This is a genomic window from Leucogemmata humicola (genome assembly GCF_055379415.1).
In genome coordinates this window covers 3,739,439-3,757,664 of record NZ_AP040875.1, presented here as the reverse complement: position 1 = coordinate 3,757,664, position 18,226 = coordinate 3,739,439, and the positions used below count along the sequence as shown (strand labels likewise).

Annotated in this window: 16 protein-coding genes; 3 read left to right on the top strand and 13 right to left on the bottom strand. The window is 63.9% G+C overall.

Features of this window, described 5'->3' with window-relative positions:
• Nucleotides 1-2: 2 nt before the first annotated feature.
• Together tmk and AC6H4Z_RS15945 are read left to right on the top strand one after the other, a co-directional pair.
• Entirely contained in the window at nucleotides 3-668 is a 666-nt protein-coding gene (gene tmk / locus AC6H4Z_RS15950) for a dTMP kinase (RefSeq protein ID WP_497542949.1), read from the top strand.
• Between the two features lie 4 nt (nucleotides 669-672).
• Nucleotides 673-2,253 carry a S41 family peptidase gene (locus AC6H4Z_RS15945; protein WP_497542948.1) on the top strand — a complete coding sequence of 527 codons (1,581 nt, stop codon included), beginning with the start codon at nucleotides 673-675 and terminating at the stop codon, nucleotides 2,251-2,253.
• Nucleotides 2,254-2,256: 3 nt separating this feature from the next.
• Here AC6H4Z_RS15945 and AC6H4Z_RS15940 read toward each other — a convergent pair whose 3' ends face one another.
• From AC6H4Z_RS15940 to AC6H4Z_RS15880, 13 genes are all read right to left on the bottom strand, one after another.
• On the bottom strand, nucleotides 2,257-2,931 hold the full coding sequence (locus tag AC6H4Z_RS15940; RefSeq protein WP_497542947.1) for a LolA family protein: 675 nt from the start codon (nucleotides 2,929-2,931) through the stop codon (nucleotides 2,257-2,259).
• An 8-nt stretch (nucleotides 2,932-2,939) separates the two neighbouring features.
• On the bottom strand, nucleotides 2,940-3,992 hold the full coding sequence (aroF, locus tag AC6H4Z_RS15935; protein WP_497542946.1) for a 3-deoxy-7-phosphoheptulonate synthase: 1,053 nt from the start codon (nucleotides 3,990-3,992) through the stop codon (nucleotides 2,940-2,942).
• The gene (locus AC6H4Z_RS15930) at nucleotides 3,992-4,759 is read right to left on the bottom strand and encodes an MBL fold metallo-hydrolase (RefSeq protein ID WP_497542945.1); all 768 of its coding nucleotides are present in this window, start codon (nucleotides 4,757-4,759) and stop codon (nucleotides 3,992-3,994) included. The genes aroF and AC6H4Z_RS15930 overlap by 1 nt, the downstream gene beginning before the upstream one ends.
• Complete coding sequence (locus AC6H4Z_RS15925) at nucleotides 4,759-5,670, bottom strand: hypothetical protein (protein WP_497542944.1); 912 nt, start codon at nucleotides 5,668-5,670, stop codon at nucleotides 4,759-4,761. The genes AC6H4Z_RS15930 and AC6H4Z_RS15925 overlap by 1 nt, the downstream gene beginning before the upstream one ends.
• Before the next feature lie 113 nt (nucleotides 5,671-5,783).
• Nucleotides 5,784-9,320 (bottom strand): chromosome segregation protein SMC, encoded by a 3,537-nt coding sequence (gene smc, locus AC6H4Z_RS15920; RefSeq protein ID WP_497542943.1) that lies wholly within the window; start codon nucleotides 9,318-9,320, stop codon nucleotides 5,784-5,786.
• Nucleotides 9,320-10,663: a P-loop NTPase family protein gene (locus AC6H4Z_RS15915; protein WP_497542942.1), complete on the bottom strand. Its 1,344-nt coding sequence runs from the start codon at nucleotides 10,661-10,663 to the stop codon at nucleotides 9,320-9,322. Before AC6H4Z_RS15915 ends, smc begins: the two co-directional genes overlap by 1 nt.
• Nucleotides 10,664-10,754: 91 nt before the next feature.
• Entirely contained in the window at nucleotides 10,755-13,847 is a 3,093-nt protein-coding gene (locus tag AC6H4Z_RS15910) for a hypothetical protein (RefSeq protein ID WP_497542941.1), read from the bottom strand.
• A complete protein-coding gene (gene rsfS, locus AC6H4Z_RS15905) occupies nucleotides 13,844-14,230 on the bottom strand; it encodes a ribosome silencing factor (protein WP_497542940.1) in 387 nt (128 codons plus the stop codon). Before rsfS ends, AC6H4Z_RS15910 begins: the two co-directional genes overlap by 4 nt.
• 165 nt (nucleotides 14,231-14,395) lie before the next feature.
• Nucleotides 14,396-14,839, bottom strand: coding sequence for a 50S ribosomal protein L9 (gene rplI / locus AC6H4Z_RS15900; RefSeq protein ID WP_497542939.1), 444 nt, complete (start codon nucleotides 14,837-14,839; stop codon nucleotides 14,396-14,398).
• A gap of 28 nt (nucleotides 14,840-14,867) precedes the next feature.
• Nucleotides 14,868-15,944, bottom strand: a complete 1,077-nt coding sequence (locus AC6H4Z_RS15895; RefSeq protein WP_497542938.1) for a DUF2232 domain-containing protein — start codon at nucleotides 15,942-15,944, stop codon at nucleotides 14,868-14,870.
• Between the two features lie 3 nt (nucleotides 15,945-15,947).
• Nucleotides 15,948-16,175 carry a 30S ribosomal protein S18 gene (gene rpsR / locus AC6H4Z_RS15890; protein ID WP_497542937.1) on the bottom strand — a complete coding sequence of 76 codons (228 nt, stop codon included), beginning with the start codon at nucleotides 16,173-16,175 and terminating at the stop codon, nucleotides 15,948-15,950.
• The gene (gene rpsF, locus AC6H4Z_RS15885; protein ID WP_497542936.1) at nucleotides 16,172-16,540 is read right to left on the bottom strand and encodes a 30S ribosomal protein S6; all 369 of its coding nucleotides are present in this window, start codon (nucleotides 16,538-16,540) and stop codon (nucleotides 16,172-16,174) included. The genes rpsR and rpsF overlap by 4 nt, the downstream gene beginning before the upstream one ends.
• A 149-nt stretch (nucleotides 16,541-16,689) precedes the next feature.
• Complete coding sequence (locus AC6H4Z_RS15880; protein WP_497542935.1) at nucleotides 16,690-17,676, bottom strand: alpha/beta hydrolase; 987 nt, start codon at nucleotides 17,674-17,676, stop codon at nucleotides 16,690-16,692.
• A 166-nt stretch (nucleotides 17,677-17,842) separates the two neighbouring features.
• On the opposite strand from AC6H4Z_RS15880, the gene AC6H4Z_RS15875 reads away from it, so the two are divergent.
• The gene (locus AC6H4Z_RS15875; protein WP_497542934.1) at nucleotides 17,843-18,115 is read left to right on the top strand and encodes a hypothetical protein; all 273 of its coding nucleotides are present in this window, start codon (nucleotides 17,843-17,845) and stop codon (nucleotides 18,113-18,115) included.
• Nucleotides 18,116-18,226 lie beyond the last annotated feature (111 nt).

Sequence of the window (18,226 nt, the reverse complement as noted above, 5' to 3'; positions counted from 1 at the left end):
TCATGTCGCGCGGCCGCTTGATCGTGTTCGAGGGAGCGGAGGGTGCGGGCAAGAGCACGCAGCTCCGCCTCGTCGCCGATTGGTTGGCTGCGCACCACCGCGGTGGTGTTCGCGCAATGATGGTGCGCGAGCCAGGCGGAACGCCCGTGGGCGATGAGATTCGCCGCGTGCTTCTCGATCCAACGTCTGACATCGTGCCGCGCGCTGAGGCGTTCTTGTTCATGGCGTCTCGCGCGCAGTTGGTGGAGCGCGAGATTCGCCCGGCTCTCGACTCCGGCACCATGGTGCTGGTCGATCGGTTCTTCCTGTCGACGTACGCGTACCAAGGTGCTGGACGCGGGCTTCCGGAGAAGGAACTGCGCGCCGCAAATGCCATGGCGACCGATGGGCTCGTGCCCGACATCACGCTGCTGCTCGCGCTACCGCCCGACGAAGGTTTGAAGCGCGCCATGGCGCGAGGCGGACACGACCGCATGGAGCGCGCGGAGTTGGCGTTTCATGAGCGCGTCTCGCGCGCCTTCGAGGCTTTTTCCGCGCATCAGTGGCAGGACGAACATCCCGAGTGTGGTCCCATCGTGCTCGTCGACGCGTCGGGGGATCAGCAGGCTGTGTTTGGTCGCGTGCTAGCGGCACTGCACGCTCGTTGGCCCGAGATTTTCCTTGCATAGCCATATGCGTTCACGTGCCCTGTTCGCCGCGGTGGTGTTGAGCTGTGCGCTCGTTTCGGGCGGATGGCTGGTGACACGTGGCCTCGTTGGCACGCGAAGTCCGCGATCGAATAACGCGCAGATGTTCGGTCAGGTGTACGACCGCATTTCGCGGTTGTATGTCGACACACTCGCCGACTCCGCACTCGTGACTCGCACGATCGATGGACTGGTCGGCGAGCTCCACGATCCGCACAGTTCGTATCTATCGCCGGAGCTGCTGGCCCGACTTTCGGAGCGCACGTCTGGCCGCTACGCAGGCGTCGGCGCACAGGTGGATGTGCGCGACGGATGGATCACGATCGTCGCGCCCATGCCCGGCGGTCCGGCGCTCGAAGCGGGAGTGCAGGCAGGCGATCGCATTCTCATGGTTGACGGAAAGCCGATGCGTGGCGTGGCGCTCGACGAAGCGCAGAAGGCGCTACGCGGCATTCCTGGATCGAAGGTCAAGGTGACGGTCGAGCGGCCGGGAATGACGACACCGATCGACTTCGTACTCGAGCGTCGTGAGATTCACGTTCGGTCGGTGCAGCACGCAATGCTCTTTCCGAACGGCGTGGGTTACGTCGCACTCACCATCTTCAGTCAGGAATCAGCCGCCGACCTCAAGGCCGCGATCGATTCACTTCGCGCCGCGGGAATGACGTCGCTCATCTTCGACTTGCGTGGCGATCCGGGCGGCTTACTGGACCAGGGTGTTGGCGTCGCCGACCTCTTTCTCGAGCCGGGCCAGAGCGTCGTCAGCATGAAAGGCCGATCGCCGGCGATGAGTCGCGCATTTTCCGACGATCGGGCGCAGCTTTGGCCAAAACTTCCGCTCGCTGTGCTCGTCGACAGCAACTCGGCGAGTGCGTCAGAGATTGTCGCCGGTGCGCTGCAGGATCACGATCGCGCGCTGTTGCTTGGCACAACCACGTACGGAAAGGGAAGCGCGCAGAACGTGTTTCCGCTAACGAACGGCGGCGCCGTCAAGTTGACGACTGCGCTCTGGTTCACTCCGAGCGGGAGAAGCATCAATCGGTTGCGCGACACCGCGGGCACCAACGCACCCCCCGATTCCACGATTTCCCGTCCCACGTACAAGACTGACGCTGGACGAACGGTGCTCGGTGGCGGTGGGATTACTCCCGATGTCATCCTGCCAGTTGCGCCACAACCAGCGAGCGACACGGCGTTTCAGCATATGCTCGGCACGCAGGTGCCGAAGTTTCGTGACGCCCTGACGGACTACGCGCTGTCGCTCAAGGGCTCGCACGCAGTGTCGTCGCCCGACTTCGTCGTGACGGCGGACATGCGGCGCGAGGTCAAGGCGCGCATGCAGGCGCGCGGCATCAAGGTCGACAGTGCGACCTACGAGGCCGCCAGCGGACTGCTCGATCGACTGATTGGCTACGAGATCGCGCGGTATTCGTTCGGTGAGCGCGGCGAATGGGCGCGCCGGTTACGCGATGATCCCATGGTCGACGCCACGCGACAGATCGTTGCGGGAGCAACTACCCAGGGCGAATTGTTGTCGCGCGGTGCGGCGAAAGCGAAAGCTCGCTGAACGTCAGGGCTTCGTCTGGTCGACGACCTTGATCCCCTTCGGGATCGTGAACGTGAACGCCGACTGATCGATCGGCGAGTCGGCCTGTAGCGTGAGCAAGTGGATGTGACGTGTCACGCCGCTCGGCTCTATCATTTCAAATTCACGAATCAGAGAATCATCGTCGTCGACCCACACCGTTGCCTTGGTGAAGGGCGCATCCGACCCCGGCTTTGGCGTGAGGACGAGCCCGTGCGTCGGATGTCGGTCCACGGTCTTCGAGGCGGCAGCCGTGATGTCGTACTTCGTTTTGGGCGAATCGAGAAACTGGCCGGTGAGGTCGATCGGAACGGCGCTGCGATCCGTTGCGCGGCGTTTGAAGACCTGACCGGGCGTGCTCGCCGGCAGATAGACCCAGACGACCTGGCCGTCGGCGACGATCTCCCCCGACGCCGGCGGTGAGAACCGAATCGCCAGGCGATTTGGGCGCTCCTGGACGTAGTCGCCGCGCGACATCGCGCTCGTCCCCGTGATCGAATTCGTGACCGTTTGCTCGAACGTGCCGCGCACGGTTCGGATCTTCGCCCACGCGGCAACCGCGCGATCGATCGTCGCATCAACGGGCTGAGCGCCGGTCTGCGCTACAGCGACATTCGCGGCGGCGAGAACGGCGGCCGCGGCCAGAATCGAGAGTCTCATATCAGGTGCTACACGCTGGCTGCAACGACCGTTCCGGGCGTCGGAACCAGCTCGCGGCCGATTGCGCCGGAGATCGCCCGAAGTTCGGTGACCAACCGGGCGAACTGGTCCGGGTAAAGCGATTGGCCGCCGTCGGATAGCGCACGGTCTGGCGTAGGATGCACCTCGACGAGCACGCCGTCCGCACCCGCCGCTACTGCGGCGCGCGCCATCGGAATGACCTTGTCGCGAAGGCCGGTTCCATGGCTCGGATCGGCGATCATTGGTAGATGCGAAAGCCGCTGGACGATCGGAACGGCCGTGAGGTCGAAGAGATTGCGGGCCGTCGTATCGAAGCTGCGAATGCCGCGCTCGCACAGAATGACCTGCGTATTTCCCTCGGCCAGGATGTACTCGGCGCTCATCAGCAGGTCGGTGATCGTCGCCGCCATGCCTCGCTTGAGCAGCACCGGCTTCTTGATGCGTCCCACCGCGCGAAGCAGGGAATAGTTCTGCATGTTACGCGCGCCAATCTGAATGCAGTCGGCGTACTCGGCCACGAGATGTGCGCCCTCTTCATCGAGCGCTTCCGTCACGATTGGGAGACCTGTCTCGCGTCGCGCGAGTGCGAGCAATTCGAGGCCGCGCTTGCCGAGTCCCTGGAAGGAATAGGGCGAGCTACGCGGCTTGAACGCGCCGCCACGCAACGCTGTCGCACCGCCATCACGAACAGCGCGTGCAGCCGCTACGATCTGCTCTTCCGACTCCACGGAGCAAGGGCCTGCGATGATCACGATTCCAGGCCCACCGAACGAAACGCCAGGCGCGATCGTGACGATGGTGTTCTCGTTTCGCCATTCGCGCGACACCTGCTTGTACGGCTTGCTCACGTGAATCACTTCGGCAACGCCAGGCAACGCCTCGACGCGCGAGCCGTCCACGCGTCCGTCGTTGCCCACGAGGCCCACGGTGGTCCGCGTCTCGCCCGGCATTGGACGCGCAGAATAGCCCATCTCTTCTATGGTCTTCACGACGCGATCAATCTGCTCTTTCGTCGCGTGATTCTCCATGACAACCAGCATTACAAATCCTCGATGTCGAAGTGCCACCCGTCGACTGCCAACGTCACGGGCCCTGCGTACTGTGCGCCGACAATGGCGCGAACATCCACGTACTCGACCGGCGGATAGAAGTGCGTGAGCGCCAGTTGTTTCGGCGCGGCCGCCGCCGCGAGCTCGCCGCACTGTTCGGGCGTGAGATGTTCGGGAATGCCCATCGACTGCGGCAACGAACATTCACACACGAGCAGGTCGCACCCGCGGGCCCACGCGGCCAAATCGGCCGAAGGTCCCGTGTCGCCCGTGTAGACAATCCGATGGGCGCCGCGCTCCATGGAATATGCCACGCTCTCGGGGGTATGCGGTACCGGATGGCAGCGCAGCCGGACCCCTCCTGGCAGCTCCACGACGTCGCTTGGCGTGATTTCGCGAACGGTGAAGGGAAATCCCGGTGCCGTGACCCAGGCGCCGTAGGCGGCGGCAAGGCGCTCGAGCAGTGCGGCGGTCCCGATCGGGCCGATGATCTCGACTGGCGCAGTACGCGACGGCAGAAAACCGTACTTCCAGGCGAAAATCAGCGTCGGCAGGTCGCCGTGATGATCGATGTGAAAGTGGGTGAGCGCGACGTGGGTGATCGTCTGCCACTCGAGCCCCAACTCGGCGAGGCGGCGAGTCACGCCGCTCCCGCAGTCGATCAGGAGTCGAAGGTCAGGCGCCTCGAGAAAGTAGCCGGCGCAGCTCCGCCCCGGCGACAGCGAGATGGTTCCCGTGCCGAGGGTGGTGAAGCGCATCACGGACCTCGGAAGAGAATCTTCTTGGTGCTGCTCGCTCCGTTCGCTCGAAATTCGGCGATGTAGACGCCCGGCGGAACGAATCTCCCGTTGTCATCTCTGCCATCCCACACCACGCGCGGATCGCAGCCGGTCGTGGCCGTCGGATCGCGGCCATACGCGCCGATGGGTAGAGTGCCGTCGCCGATTGGTCCAGGAATAATGTTACGCACCTCGCGAAGTCTGAGATCGAAGATCGTCAGCTTCACGGTGGCAGGTCGCGCGAGATCGAACCAGAAGCAGGTTGTCTGGCCGCGGCGGAACGGGTTTGGAAAATTCTGATAGAGAAGCGTGAACGTCGGGTCGCCGCCAATGACGATCGTCCCGGCACTCATCACAGTGACCTCGCCCGTCCCTCTGCCGCCGCGCGCATGTGCACGCACCTGCCAGCGGTAAGAGGCGTTCGACTCGAGCGAGTCGGGAAAGACGTATGACGTGTCGCTGATGAGTGGAGAGGTGAAATCGCGCGCGCCGGTCGCCTTGTTGATGACGCTGAGCTCGTACTCCCACAGACCGGCGGTCAGGGTCGTTGGAGGGCTCGTCCAGATGAACCGCGGCTTCTTGGTTGGTAGCACGACGAGGTTTTGCTGCGGCGGATCGAGAAGCGTGACCCAGCCGAGAACTGGGTGCTGCTGACGAACCTCGGCCACGGCATTTCCAACCCGATCGAACAGTCGTGCGCGAAAATAGATCGTGATGTGTTCGGGCAGGAGAGAATCAGTCGTGAACGATCCGTTGTCGCCGTCCGCCGAGCCGATGTAGAAGGGTCGCTGGAAGGCCGGCTCGGTCGACATCTCGACTGAGACGTTGTAGGGCCCGAGGTCAGGGCGGGTCTGAACACCCGTCACCGTCATGAGTGGGCCGGGAGGCATGCTATCCGCCCTCAAGCTCGATACGCGGAGGGTGATCGACTGTGCCACAACGCCCCGAGCCGTGAGGCCCAGGGCGAAGAGTGCCATGCACGCCGCAATGCGGCGCCGCCGACTCATACCGTGCTAGGGACCGCCGTGTCGACGCCCAGTCCAGCCAGCGCCTCGTCGACGGACGGCGCACCGCGCATGCGGACGCTGACCAGCGACGACACGCCTGGTTCCTGCATGGTGACGCCGTACACTGCATCGGCGGCTTCGGTCGTCGTACGCGGGTTGTGCGTGATGACGATGAACTGCGTGCGCGATTTGAATTGCGTCAACATGCGCACGAAGCGACCGACGTTCGCGTCGTCGAGCGGCGCGTCGACTTCGTCGAGCAGACAGAACGGGCTCGGCTTGGTCAGGAAGATTCCGAAGAGCAACGACAGCGCGACCAACGCCCGCTCTCCGCTCGAGAGCAGGTGAATGCGCTGCGTGCGCTTGCCACGCGGCGACGCGTGGATTTCGATGTCGCAGTCGAGCGGCGCATCGGGATTTTCGAGTCGCAGGTCGCACTCGCCACCACCAAAGAGCGACATGAAGATCTGACGGAAGTTCTCGCGCACCTGGACGAAGGTCGCCAGGAACAGCTCGCGAGCCGTACCGTCGATCTCGCGGATAGCCTGCTGAAGCGACTGCTTGGCCTCGGCGAGATCCGCACGCTGCCCCGTGAGGAAGTCCTGCCGCTTGACAGTTTCCTCATGCTCTTCGATTGCCAGAACGTTCACCGGTCCGAGACGCTCGATTTCCTGGCGGATGGATTCGCCTTCGGTACGAAGCGCCTCGTCTTCGAGCTCCACCGGCTGTGCTTCGGCGAGCATGTCGTCGAGCGGTCGGCGCCACTCGGCTTCGAGTCGCTCGCGAATAGCCGTGCGACGACCGCCGAGTTCCGTGTGGCGAAGTTCGGCGTGGTGCAACTCATCGCTGTGGCTCTGCGACTGACGACGCATGTCGTCGAGCGCGTGATCCGCGTTCGTGAGATTTTCGTCGGCTTCGTGCACCGCAACTTCAGCGACTTCCAATCGACCTTCGCCGTCGGCCAACGTTGCTTCGCGCGTCTCGAGATCGAGCTGCCACGATGCCATTTGCTCGGCCAGCGCTGAATCGGCTTCCGACAGGTCGGACAGTTCGGAGCGGAGCGACTGCAGTCGTGCCGCAGCCGTGTGCAACTCCTGCTCGAGTCGCTTCTCGCGATCGTTCGCGACCTGAACCCGCGCCTGGGTCTGGGCCTCGTCGACCTGCGCGCTCGTCCGGGCCTCGCGCGCTTCCTCCTGCGCGCGTTCGGCGATCGTCATCTCTTCGCGTGCGCGCGTTGCGGCTTCCGCCCGCAGCGCGAGTGACTCGCCGATAGTCTTGCCGTCTTCGTCGAGCTTGGTGACTTGCTCCGTGAGTCCGTTGCGACGCTCGGACAGGCGCTCGGCGAGTGCATCGGCTTCCTGCACTTCGCGTTCAGCGCGCTGACGCCGGCGCGTGAGCTCGCCCTGCTGCTCCGTTGCACGACGCGCGTCGACCTGCGCCGCCTCCAACGTTGCCGATGCTTCCAGCACACGGCGTTCGGATTCCTGAACCGCCGTACGAAGTGCGTCGGCCGCCGCCATTGCTTCGGCGCGAGCCTGTTCGGTTGCGGTCAACTCGGCGCGAAGCGCAAAGAGCTCGGCACGTCTGCGCAGCGGACCAGGTCCAGAGATGCTTCCCGGAAGCCACACCGCACCGCGTGCGTCGATGAAGGCCGCACCGTCGTCCACCGGCTGCGCGTGTCCAAGCAGCGCGCGTACCCAACGACGTCCAGGGCCAGCGGCATCGACTCGATGCGACAGCCCTTCGGCGCCTTCGTCTGTTCCGTTGCTGTCCTCGCGAAGTGCGTCGAGCGGAAGGAGCAGGAGCGGGCCGGGGTTCGCCGTGGCGTGCCACGATCGAACAGCTTCCGCCACTGACCGATCGCGAACGAGCACTGCGTGCACCGTGGCGCCGAGGAATCGCTCGACGAGTAATGCGGACGCTTGATCGGCGCTGATGAAATCGCTCAGCGGTCCGAGCACGCCGCCTTCGCCGAACTGTTCGCGTTCACGGAGCAAACGAGCGGCGGCCGGAGCCAGTCCGACTCGTTCGCGTTCGAGAGCGTCGAGCGCGTTGACCTTTCCTTGCAGCGACGTATGCACTTCATCGGCACGGAACAGCTCAGCGCGCGCGGCAGCTTCGCGCTCGCGTGTTTCGCGATCGACCGCTCGAGCCGCGTCCAATGCCTCGGCGGCGGCCGCCGCGCGCATTCGCGCTTCTTCGACGGCAATGCCTGCGCTCTCCAACTCACGCTCGATCGAACTCAGCGCGTCTCCGAGCTGGCCCAGCTCGAGCGTCAACTGCTCGACGCGCTGCGACAGCTCGTCGCTCTCGCGGCGTGCGCGTTCACGGTCGATCTCTACACGGCGCGCCCGGTCCTGTAGTTCACGAAGCTGACGCTCCGCATCTTCGACGGCCGATCGCGCCGCGGCCACGCTCTGGCGCGTTGCGTCTTCTTCCTGCTGTCGCTGCGCAAGCTTGGCGCGAGCGGCCACGAGCTGCTCGTCGAACTGAGCGCGCTCCAGCGCGGCCTGCTCGCGATCCGTGGTCACGCGACTACCGTATGCTTCGCCTTCGTTGGCTTCGAGTTCAGCGCGTTGGCGACGTGCGAGCGCGTTCCGCTGACGTTCCTCGGCGACCGCCATCTCGCTGCGGATCGCCTGTACCTGTTCGCGCTGTGTCGACACGAGCCGCAGCAACTCTGTGCGCTGAGCTTCAGTGGCGGCACGAGTGCCGTGAGCAGCATCGCGCGCCTGTTCGGCCGCGCGCACCGCTTCTTCGGCGTTCGGGCCGTTCTCGCGAAGCTCGCGCACGCGATCGCCCAAGCGCTGCAACTCATCGTGCCACGCTTCCATCTCGCGCTTCGCGAGCGCGATCTCGAGCGTGAAGCGACGTGCCGTGAGCTCCGAATAGCGCTCGGCGCGCTTGCGCTGGCGCGACAGCGACCGCACCTGGCTCTGCACTTCGGTGATCAGATCGTCGAGACGCTGCAAGTCGACGGTCGTTTCTTCGAGACGTCGCTCCGTCGTGCGGCGACGATCGCGATACAGACCAACTCCTGCCGCTTCTTCGAACAGCTCGCGACGGTCGTCGGGGCGATCGGACAGCAGCGCGTCGATCATCTTGCTTTCGATGACGACACCGGTGTCCGCGCCAAGCCCGGTGCCGCGAAGCAGATCGGAAATGTCGCGCAAACGGCACGGCGTGCGATTGAGGAAGTACTCGCTCTCACCCGACCGCGACAAACGGCGTGTGATCACGACTTCCTGGAACGACACCGGCAGCGAGCCGTCTTCATTCGAGAAGTGCAACGAGACTTCGGCAACGTTCACCGCGCGTCGCGCCGACGATCCCTGAAAGATGACCTCTTCCATCTTCGCGCCGCGCAACAGGCGCGCGCGCTGTTCGCCCAGCACCCAGCGCACGGCGTCGGACACGTTGGACTTTCCGCAGCCATTCGGCCCAACGATGGCGGTAACACCGGGATTGAACACCATCTCGGTGGAATCAGCGAACGACTTGAAGCCCTGAAGCTCTAGCTTGGTAAGCCGCACTAGAACGCTCTCCCTTTACGGTACACGAGCACCGGCGGAATGCTCGATGCGCGAAGTGATTCGATGTACAACGAAGCTTGCTCGGCCGTTTCGAACGCGCCCATGAGCAGCCAGGCGGTTCCGTTTTGTTGGCGTAGCGCGTAGGCAGGTTGGCCGTGAGCCGCGTAGCCGGCCACCATGCCGGTTGCAGCTGACGCAGACAGTCCCGAATCGATCAGAAAGGCGAACGGCAATCGGACGACGCTTTCACCGCCGAGCAGCAAACGCCGACGTCTCAGATCAGCGAGCAGCGAATCCGCATCGTTGCGGTTGACGTACGCGCCGCTGACAACCTTGAACCACCGCGCTCCCTGAATCATGGCCGGAGCAAACGTCGCCGCCGGCAGACTCTTACCATCTTTTTCCAGCTTCAAGATAGCGCCCGCCTGCGTATTCGCAGCCATCAATTCCACCGCGAACGCCGATGCGGTCGCCGAGTCGTGAGGATTCGTGATCGGCGGCACAGCGGGCGCCGCAACGATCGCCGTCGTGTCGCCGGTCGAATCGCGCCGCGTCGAATCGATCGCACCCGCGAGCAGCGGCGACGCACCGCGCGTGGTGTCGTGTCGCCCAACGATCGAGCCGCGACGTGAATCCGCGAGCGGGCGATACGCCAACCAGAACGCCATGGCCGCGAGCACGGCGGTGAGCACGAGCCCAGACACCGCGGCAATGCGCTTCCGACTCCACCCTTCCGCTGCCGGCACAGTCACCGATGGCGGTGGTGCGAGCGGGGCAGGCGCCGGCGTTTTCGGACGGGGCTCGCGGACGGTGCCAACCACGCGCGCCGCGGACAGCGCCGCAGGTACAATCTCTCCAACGAGCAGCGCGCCGTCGGTCGCGGCGACGAGATCCTCGATGTGCGGTGCGCTGGCCGGCGCCGCGAGAACGAGCAGGGCTCCTACCTCACGGAATCCCGCCGCGAGGCGATACCACCGCGGGTTCGGAAGGATCTCCTCGTAGTCCGGCGGCTCGGTGCCACTCGGCATCACAAAAAGTTGGCCGGCGCCCGGAACCTCGTAGGCGATTCGGCTGAGCGATACGCCGTACAGGAAGCTGTCGACCAGACCATGCGGATCGTCCGTCTGGACGAGCTCCTGGATCGGCCACGACTCGGCGAATAGATCGCCTACGGCCACGCGGCGGTGCGCGGCCTGAGCGCGCGCAATGCCAATGGCAACTCGTCCTGTGGACACCGGATCGGCACCGATGACGACGAGCGCGTGATACGCTCCGAGTCGTTCACCGGTCTCTTTTCCCGCGCCCTCCCAATCGAATCCGCGAAGCATGTTGGGTGACGTCATGGAAGGCTAACGGACGGCGGGCGCACGACGGGAAAATAACGTGCGGAGCGGAGCGGTGAAACGGAGAATTTCGCGCTGCGAAAAACTCGCGTCAGAACGACGGCCAGAGTGACCAGGTCCAGACCCCCTTGTGCCCGACTTGGTCAACGGGTACCGCGTAGTCCCACCGCAGAATGGCGTAGTTGAAGAGGTTCAGCCGCAGCCCGGCCCCATAGCTCCGAAGCGGATATCGTTGCTTCGATACGTCGAAGGTCGACGGCCGCGAACCGTATACCGACTGCCCCTGCGACCAGGCCAGCCCCATGTCGTAGAAGAACAACCCATCGAGCGGGGGAAGGTCGAAAGGAAGGAAGCCGAGTTCTACTCGGCGCACCAGAGGAAAACGCAGCTCGACGTTGGCGACGGCCACCCGGCTCCCTAAGAGCTGGACCGCGCTGCAGTTCGACGGATTGGCTCCGACAACCGGGCAGCTCAAATAGAAGTTGTTGTTCCGATCATACCCGCGGACGTAGTCCGGGCGAGCGATGTACTTCTGGAACTCTGTTTCGTCCGTGCCGATCGACAGATCGGTGTAGACGCGCGAAGCGACGGTCAGATAGTTGAACAGAATCGGATCGTACCGCCGGTAGTCGGCGAGATATTGGATCCAGTTGTACGACCCGAGCACGGGACTGACCTGGAATCGGAACCGCCGGCCCATGATCGGCCCGGTGTTTCCGAACAGCGTGTTGTCCGACACCAACGCCAGCTGACCGTCGAAATAGTTGAGCGACCGGTCGCGGTGCGTGCTGTCGACGTCATACCCGCCCGCCGAACTGCCCCCGAACACTTTCCGGGTTACGAACCATCGGCTACGGTCGATGTTGTTGAAGCCCGCGCCGAGCTCCATGCGCGTGAAGCGAGTGAATGGGTACGCCGTCACGCCGAAGACCTGCCGTGCCACGTATGTCGTGATCTGCTGATTCTCCAGCGCGACGCCCGGCTCCGCGGTGTTCGACAGCGAGTCCGCCGACAGGAAGTAGTAGGGTCCCTGCGAGAAGCCCGTGGAGAATTGCCAACGACGCGACAGATTCGTGTAGCCCACGAAGGCTCTCGCCTCGCTCAACCGGCCATTCACCTCGCCGGAAATCGCGACGTGGTTGTTGCCGAGCATGTCGCTGAGTACGAGCGTCGTGCCGCCAAAAACGCTCCGTCCGAGCGCGTCTGGCGTGTAGCCGACACTCGGCCGCGTTGCGTAGTCGGCCTGCAAGCGCACGTGATACGGATACGTGCGAAAGCGCATGGTATCCGGCAGGCCAAGGTTGAACGAGTCGAGGATCGCCGCCACCGATACCGATCGCCCGGTACTGTCGCTCGCGACTGGTGCGACCACGGCGACGGTCTGCGGCACCGGCTCACGGTATGGCGAACGTCGCAGCGCACGCGGATTGTTCAGCGACCAAATCGTGTACTTGCCGTCTTCGTAGTAGGTGAACGCGAGGCGATCTGCCTGTCTCGCCCACGTGATCGACGGACTGAATTCCGTCAGTGCCGATACCGCGCCGGTGACGTTCGTGAGCTGATAGTGCTCCCGCGTCGCGAGATCGTACAGGAAGATGTTCGGTGTTCCGGTGCGATCGCTCACATACGCCAGCGTCTGTCCGTCTGGCGCCCACTGCGGATTGAGATTGAGTCCCGCCTGATTCGGCAGAACTGTCGTCGCGCCCGTCGCTACATCAACCAGGGCAATGCGCCACGGGTTGAATTTGAGCAACGGAAAGCTCGCACCGTCGCGGTCGGTAGCGAATGCGATCGTCTTGCCGTCGGGCGACCAATTCGGCTGGAAGTCGCCGAAACCGTCGCTCGTCAGCTTGCGAAGCCCGGTGCCGTCGGCCTTCACAATGTAGAGATCTGTGATGCCTCCGTTCATTCCGCTGAACACGATCTGTTCGCCATTGGGCGACCAACTCGGTCCGCTCACCGTCTCAAGCGCGAGGTCAAAGCGCTTGATCTGCTTGTGCGCGCGAACATCGAACAGATACAACACGTCCTTGCCGCGCCGTTGCCCCGTAACCGCCAGCGTCTGACCGTCAGGCGAGAACGCGCTCTGCGAGTACAGAAGTCTCAGCTCTTCGAAGTCGGAATCGAAGGTGCTACGGACGAGCCGGCCGGTCCGCTTTCCGGTTTCCGCGTCGCCGAGCCAGAGATCAATGAACACCTGCCCGCGCAGCAGACTGCCATTCGATAGAAACGCGACGGTCTTTCCGTCGCTCGACAGCGCTGGTGCGAGAAAGATCTCACCGCCACTCTTTTCTTCAGTCAGCAGTGGTTGTGCAAACTTGCGCGGCCGGTCCATTCCACCGATCGCCGGCAGTAGTCGCGTCTGCAGATCCTCGCGCCACTCGTCGCCGAGATCTTGAAACGACACGCCGAGCTCGCGTTTGAACGCGCGCTCGACGCCAACGCTCGGCACCGAGTTCATGACCTGACCGATCGCTTCGTCGCCCCACTTCTGTCCGACGAACGTCCACAGCGAGTGGCCGTAGCGATACGGGAAGTACTTGTCCGGCTCCTTGGTCAGTTGCTCGATCGTCGGAATCTTTCCGAACAGCGCGGCGTCGCGCATCCACGTCGTAGTCGTCGTAGACACAGGGCCGAGCGACAGATACTCAGCCATGCCTTCGGCGAACCAGAGTGGCGGCATGTACTGCGCGAGCGTTCCCAGGCCGTTGCCGGCTTTGCCGCGCGCGAAGATGTCGTACTGAAATGCGTGCACCATCTCGTGCGTGAGCACGTGCTCAAAGCTGCGATAGTCACCGGTGAAGTTGAGCAGCATGCGATGCCGCTGCGCTTCCGTGACGCCCGCGGTGCCTTCGCCGAGATCGCCGGTCACATTGTTCTGGCCGAAGTCCGTTCGCGACGCGAACAGCATGATCGGTTTCTTTTCGCGGAATTGGTGATCCAGAATCCGCGACAGCCGAGCGTATGCCCGCTCGGCCATGCGTGCCGCAACGACGGTTGCGGTGCGCTCCTCAGGATACGAATAGATGAGGAAGTGTTCGGTCTCGGTGATCTCCCACTTGAACCGGTCGTACTGAACCTGGTTCTGACCGAAGTAGTTCTGGGCGGCCGCGGGCACGCCTGCGGCGAGGATCAGCGCGAGGCTTGCGACGAATCGCGCGCTCCCGCGCCGCCAGGCCGTCATGCACCTGCGCCGGAAAGGCCGTCGAGCGGAACCTGTTCGGCGTCGGCCCACAGACGCTCGAGCTGGTAGAAATTCCGCAGCGTCGGATGGAAGATGTGCACGACGAAATCGACGAAGTCGAGAAGCACCCAACGGCCCTGCTCGAGTCCTTCGACGTGATTCGCCGGGAATCCTTCTTTCTTCAACTCGGCCATGATGTGTTCACCGATAGCGCGAGCGTGTGTGTCAGACGTGCCGCTGGCGACGAGGAAGAAATCCGTCATATCCGTCACACCGCGGAGGTCGAGCAAAACAACGTCGTTGGCGCGCATGTCCAGCGCGACCTGAGCGGCGCGTTGGGCGTGGGCGAGGGATTTCGTGGACTGCGTAGTAGTCGATGGCATGTGTACCTGTAGCATAACCGCTGGGAACGACGGGGGAACAGGTGCCAGCGGCCGAGCACCGCAAGGTACCAATCGAGGGAAACGGAACGGCACACCGTCAAGAATCCGGTGTGCCGTTCTCGCGTTCTTTTACACGTGCACCGAACTACCGGTCCACGAGGAGAATTACTGCTTGATCACCCAGACGCGCACTTCCGGCTTCACGTCCGCGTGCAAGCGGATCGGAACACGGTAGACGCCGAGCGCCTTGATCGGCTCGTGCAAGTCGATCTGGCGCTTCTCGAGGTGGAAGCCCTGCGCTTCGAGCTGCTGCGCGATGTCGGCGGCCGTGACGGAGCCGAACAGCTTGCCCTCTTCGCCAACGCGGGCGGAGAAGGTGAGCGAGACCTGCTCGAGCTTTTCAGCGATGCCCTGCGCCGCGCCACGACGCTCGTTTTCGGCGGCATCGAGACGGTCGCGTTCCTGCTGAATACGCTTCAGGTTGCCCGGCGTCGCCTCGTAGGCGAAACCGTGCGGGAGAAGATAATTGCGGGCATAGCCAGCCTTTACCTTCACCACGTCTCCCGGCTTGCCGAGGTTCTCGACCGCTTGGCGGAGAATGATTTCCATGGGATTGAACTCCGATCGAATTAGAGACCTACGAAGTGGAGCGCGCTCGGCTTCGCCAATCTGCCCACGTATCACCCAAGCCCAACGCGAGAGCCGCCACGCCTAGCATCATGAGCGCGAGCGCGGCGAAGGCGCCAAGTACCGGGGCAAAGAGCAGAACGAAGCTGACCGTGAGCGTGACGCCGAGACTCCCTGGTGCCATGAACCAGGTGAGCACTCCGAATCCGCGAACGGCGTAGAGCGCACCAAAAAAGACGAGAAGATTTTTGCCGACGCCGTGCAGCGTTTTGAGCGTTGGCAACAGCACGATCGTGAGGCCTACGATGAGTCCCCACACGAGCTGATCGTTGAAGCGGAAGTCGCGTAGCTGACGCAGCGGCGGACCGAGACGCGCGCGCGAGAGCCGGTGGTACGTGGCCCACGCGAGAGCGAGCGCGGCGAGTGACTGCAGCGCGAGCATCGATGGAAAGATGATTGCGCCAAGCTCCGCCGTTGCCGACAACTGCTTCTCCGTCTGCGACGGCACATCGGCGAGCGCCGGAACCTTCGTCACGAGATCGGCCCATTCTTTCGGATGGGTCTGAATCGCCGTGTTGAACATCGACATCGATTCCGCGTTCCGCCGCGCAAACTCATCGGCCACCGTCTTCGACGCCTGTGTGATCGACACCGGCCCGACCAGGCTCATGACCGTCGCCAACACCAGCGTGATGCCGAGTGTAGCGAGGGCACGAGCGAATAGCGGTTTGGTGGCGCTGAACAAGCAGACGAGTCCGAACGAACCAGCGAGCAACAGGCTCCAACCGCGAGCCAAATTGTTGAACGCACTCGGCGGCGTGTTTGCCTGCACGACGAGCAGCGTCGCAATCGCGACCCACGCAATGGCGAGAAACGCGCGTCCACCCGCCCACCAACCCACGAGCGCGCAGGCCGCCATTGCCGGAATGAGCAGATCAGTCGTCTGCTCGATCGGGAATAGCGCCTGGAACTGCGGAATCTGGGGAAGGAGAAGAAACGCCAGCAACGCGATGAGCAGCTTGCCCCATCCACGTTCACTCGGCGCTGGTGCGACTGGAGTCGACACCGGGGACACGCGTTCGGCCATGCGCTACGCCTGCATCCCGCGGATGTACGGAATGATTGCGAGATAGCGCGCGCGCTTGATCGCCGTGGACAGCTGGCGCTGGTGGCGTGCGCAGACGCCGCTCAAACGGCTCGGCAGAATCTTGCCGTGGTCCGTGATGAAGCGGCCGAGCGTGCGATCATCCTTGTAGTCGATGAAACGAACGCGGGTCTCGCAGAAGGGGCAGGTTTTCTGGGGGCGGCGCATTGTCATTCTTCGTCCTCGTCTTCGTCGGCCTCACGGCGGCGAGCCGCGATGGCGAGCTCTTCTTCCGTCATCGGCGGGGCGCCGACTTCGTGCTCGAACAGGGTGATGAGGTGACGGACGATGCCGTCATCCAGCTTGATGGCGCGCTCGTATTCAGGCAGCGCGGCAGCGTCAGCTCCGAAACGAGCGACGACGTAGTAGCCAGATTCGCGGCGTCCGATTGGGTACGCGAGCTGGCGACGTCCCCAGTGATTGATCTGGAGATCCCCAGGAGTTCCGAGGAGGCCGTGAAAGCGGCCCAGCTTGTCGGTGATGGCGGCGTCTTCGAGCGTGGAGTCGAAAACGTAGACCGCCTCATATTGGCGCGTCATGCGTTGGCAATCCTCCCTTTGGTCGTGACCGCCCCCCGCTGGTTGCCGGAGCAGGGGGAGGGGAAGTTTTTTGTGGGTCGAGCGCAATGAATTCGCGTCGCCCGGACAGCCCCTAATGATAGCCCAGCCAACCGATTACGGCAACTCGGCTAGCGGCGAGCGGCGATCCAGGCCGGAGGGTGCTCGCCGTGAACCAGCGCGATCAACACTGGGAGAACCGGCGTGACATTGGCCCCGGCGAACATCGGGTCGACGATGTTGTGGGGCAGGGCGAGCGAGTCGGGAATTTCATACACCGCCACGGGGGCGCCGCGCTTGTTCCAGGCGCGGGCGACGTCCAGCACCGGGGCCGTCTTCACGGTGTGGTCGTGTGCGTTGACGAGGAACAGCATCTCCGCGTCGCCCACGGCGGGATGCTCGGCGTCGCGCCGAACCGCCATTCCGAGTCGAAGGACCTGAGCGAGGCCATGCGTCGCAAAGCCGGGGTCGCGGTCCGGGCGCGCAGTGTCGGCCGCGGCGCGCCGGGTGACGTTCGGCACGTGCGCGCCGATGTTGACCACCGACTTTTCGAGCATCGACGGGATGTGCGTCGCTTCGAAAGGCGGGGCAATGACAACGGCGCGTTCGACTTCTGCACGGTGTTCGCCCGCCCACGCGGCGAGGGTTCCGCCAACGCTGAGCCCTGCGACGATCACGGAATCGCCAAGACCCGCCGCAATGTCTACGGCGTTGTCGGCCGTGCGAACCAGCTCGGACGCGGTGAGTCGCGCCAGCTCGCTCACATTTCTTCCGCGGAGCGCGTGATGTGGAAGACGCGGTACGAGCACGTTGTCGCCCCTCGCGTACAGCGAATCGGCGAGGTCGGCGAACTGCCGCGGCGAATCGGTGAAGCCGTGAATGAGGATGACGACACGCGCCGTGCGCTGTCCGTGCGACAGCAGGATGCTCGCTCCGCCCGGGGCGACTACGCTATCGTCGGCGGCGATCAGGCTATGTGCGCGATCAATGGCGTCGGCGTATGACGCGGCCGGATGCGGGTGCGCACGAACGTCTCCGGCAGAAGTAGGAACGACTGCCGCGAGTCCCAGAACCCAGATAGCGCCGCGCCACACCGCGGTAAAACTCGGGAGAATCACAACCAGAAAGCCGCGCTACTCCGCCGCGGCAACGTGATGAGAGTCAAGCTGATCTGACAGATACTACGCCTCGCGCCTCCAGAGGATTCGCAAAGTTTCCTGAACCGCGTCCCTGGACCGAATTTAGCATATCGAGCGCGCGTCCACGCTCGACGCGAGGTGCCCAATGAGCGATGCCACGCAGCCACGCGACGAACCGTTCGTCGTTATTACCACGAAGGACGGTACGCCCATCCGCTGCCAGCGGCTCGCGTTTCCCCTGAGCCCTGGGCGAGGAGCGATGACCGAGCAACGGTGGGTGTTCTCCACCGTGGACGGCCGGCAGCACATCGGCCCACCCTCGGAGACGGTCGAATCGCACGGCCACCTCGAGCGCGTCGTCGATGAGTGGTGGACGGCCCGACAGGCGTCTCGTCAGGAGCCTCGCTCGCGCGACTAGTCGGTCAGCCACCGATGCGGAGCGATGTCCGGAGCACCGGCCAAGAATCCGTTTCGAGAGGCAGGCGGTATTTCGTCGGCGTGCTCGCCCGCCCGGTTGGGTGCCAAAGGT

Excerpts from the sequence above, each read along its gene's own strand:
- AC6H4Z_RS15930 (WP_497542945.1), bottom strand. The coding sequence starts at position 4,759 with ATGCGCTTCACCACCCTCGGCACGGGAACCATCTCGCTGTCGCCGGGG.
- rsfS (WP_497542940.1), bottom strand. The coding sequence starts at position 14,230 with ATGCCATCGACTACTACGCAGTCCACGAAATCCCTCGCCCACGCCCAA.
- AC6H4Z_RS15940 (WP_497542947.1), bottom strand. The coding sequence starts at position 2,931 with ATGAGACTCTCGATTCTGGCCGCGGCCGCCGTTCTCGCCGCCGCGAAT.
- AC6H4Z_RS15945 (WP_497542948.1), top strand. The coding sequence starts at position 673 with ATGCGTTCACGTGCCCTGTTCGCCGCGGTGGTGTTGAGCTGTGCGCTC.
- aroF (WP_497542946.1), bottom strand. The coding sequence starts at position 3,992 with ATGCTGGTTGTCATGGAGAATCACGCGACGAAAGAGCAGATTGATCGC.
- rplI (WP_497542939.1), bottom strand. The coding sequence starts at position 14,839 with ATGGAAATCATTCTCCGCCAAGCGGTCGAGAACCTCGGCAAGCCGGGA.
- rpsF (WP_497542936.1), bottom strand. The coding sequence starts at position 16,540 with ATGACGCGCCAATATGAGGCGGTCTACGTTTTCGACTCCACGCTCGAA.
- rpsR (WP_497542937.1), bottom strand. The coding sequence starts at position 16,175 with ATGACAATGCGCCGCCCCCAGAAAACCTGCCCCTTCTGCGAGACCCGC.
- AC6H4Z_RS15875 (WP_497542934.1), top strand. The coding sequence starts at position 17,843 with ATGAGCGATGCCACGCAGCCACGCGACGAACCGTTCGTCGTTATTACC.
- AC6H4Z_RS15925 (WP_497542944.1), bottom strand. The coding sequence starts at position 5,670 with ATGCCTCCCGGCCCACTCATGACGGTGACGGGTGTTCAGACCCGCCCT.
- AC6H4Z_RS15910 (WP_497542941.1), bottom strand. The coding sequence starts at position 13,847 with ATGACGGCCTGGCGGCGCGGGAGCGCGCGATTCGTCGCAAGCCTCGCG.
- AC6H4Z_RS15895 (WP_497542938.1), bottom strand. The coding sequence starts at position 15,944 with ATGGCCGAACGCGTGTCCCCGGTGTCGACTCCAGTCGCACCAGCGCCG.
- tmk (WP_497542949.1), top strand. The coding sequence starts at position 3 with ATGTCGCGCGGCCGCTTGATCGTGTTCGAGGGAGCGGAGGGTGCGGGC.
- AC6H4Z_RS15915 (WP_497542942.1), bottom strand. The coding sequence starts at position 10,663 with ATGACGTCACCCAACATGCTTCGCGGATTCGATTGGGAGGGCGCGGGA.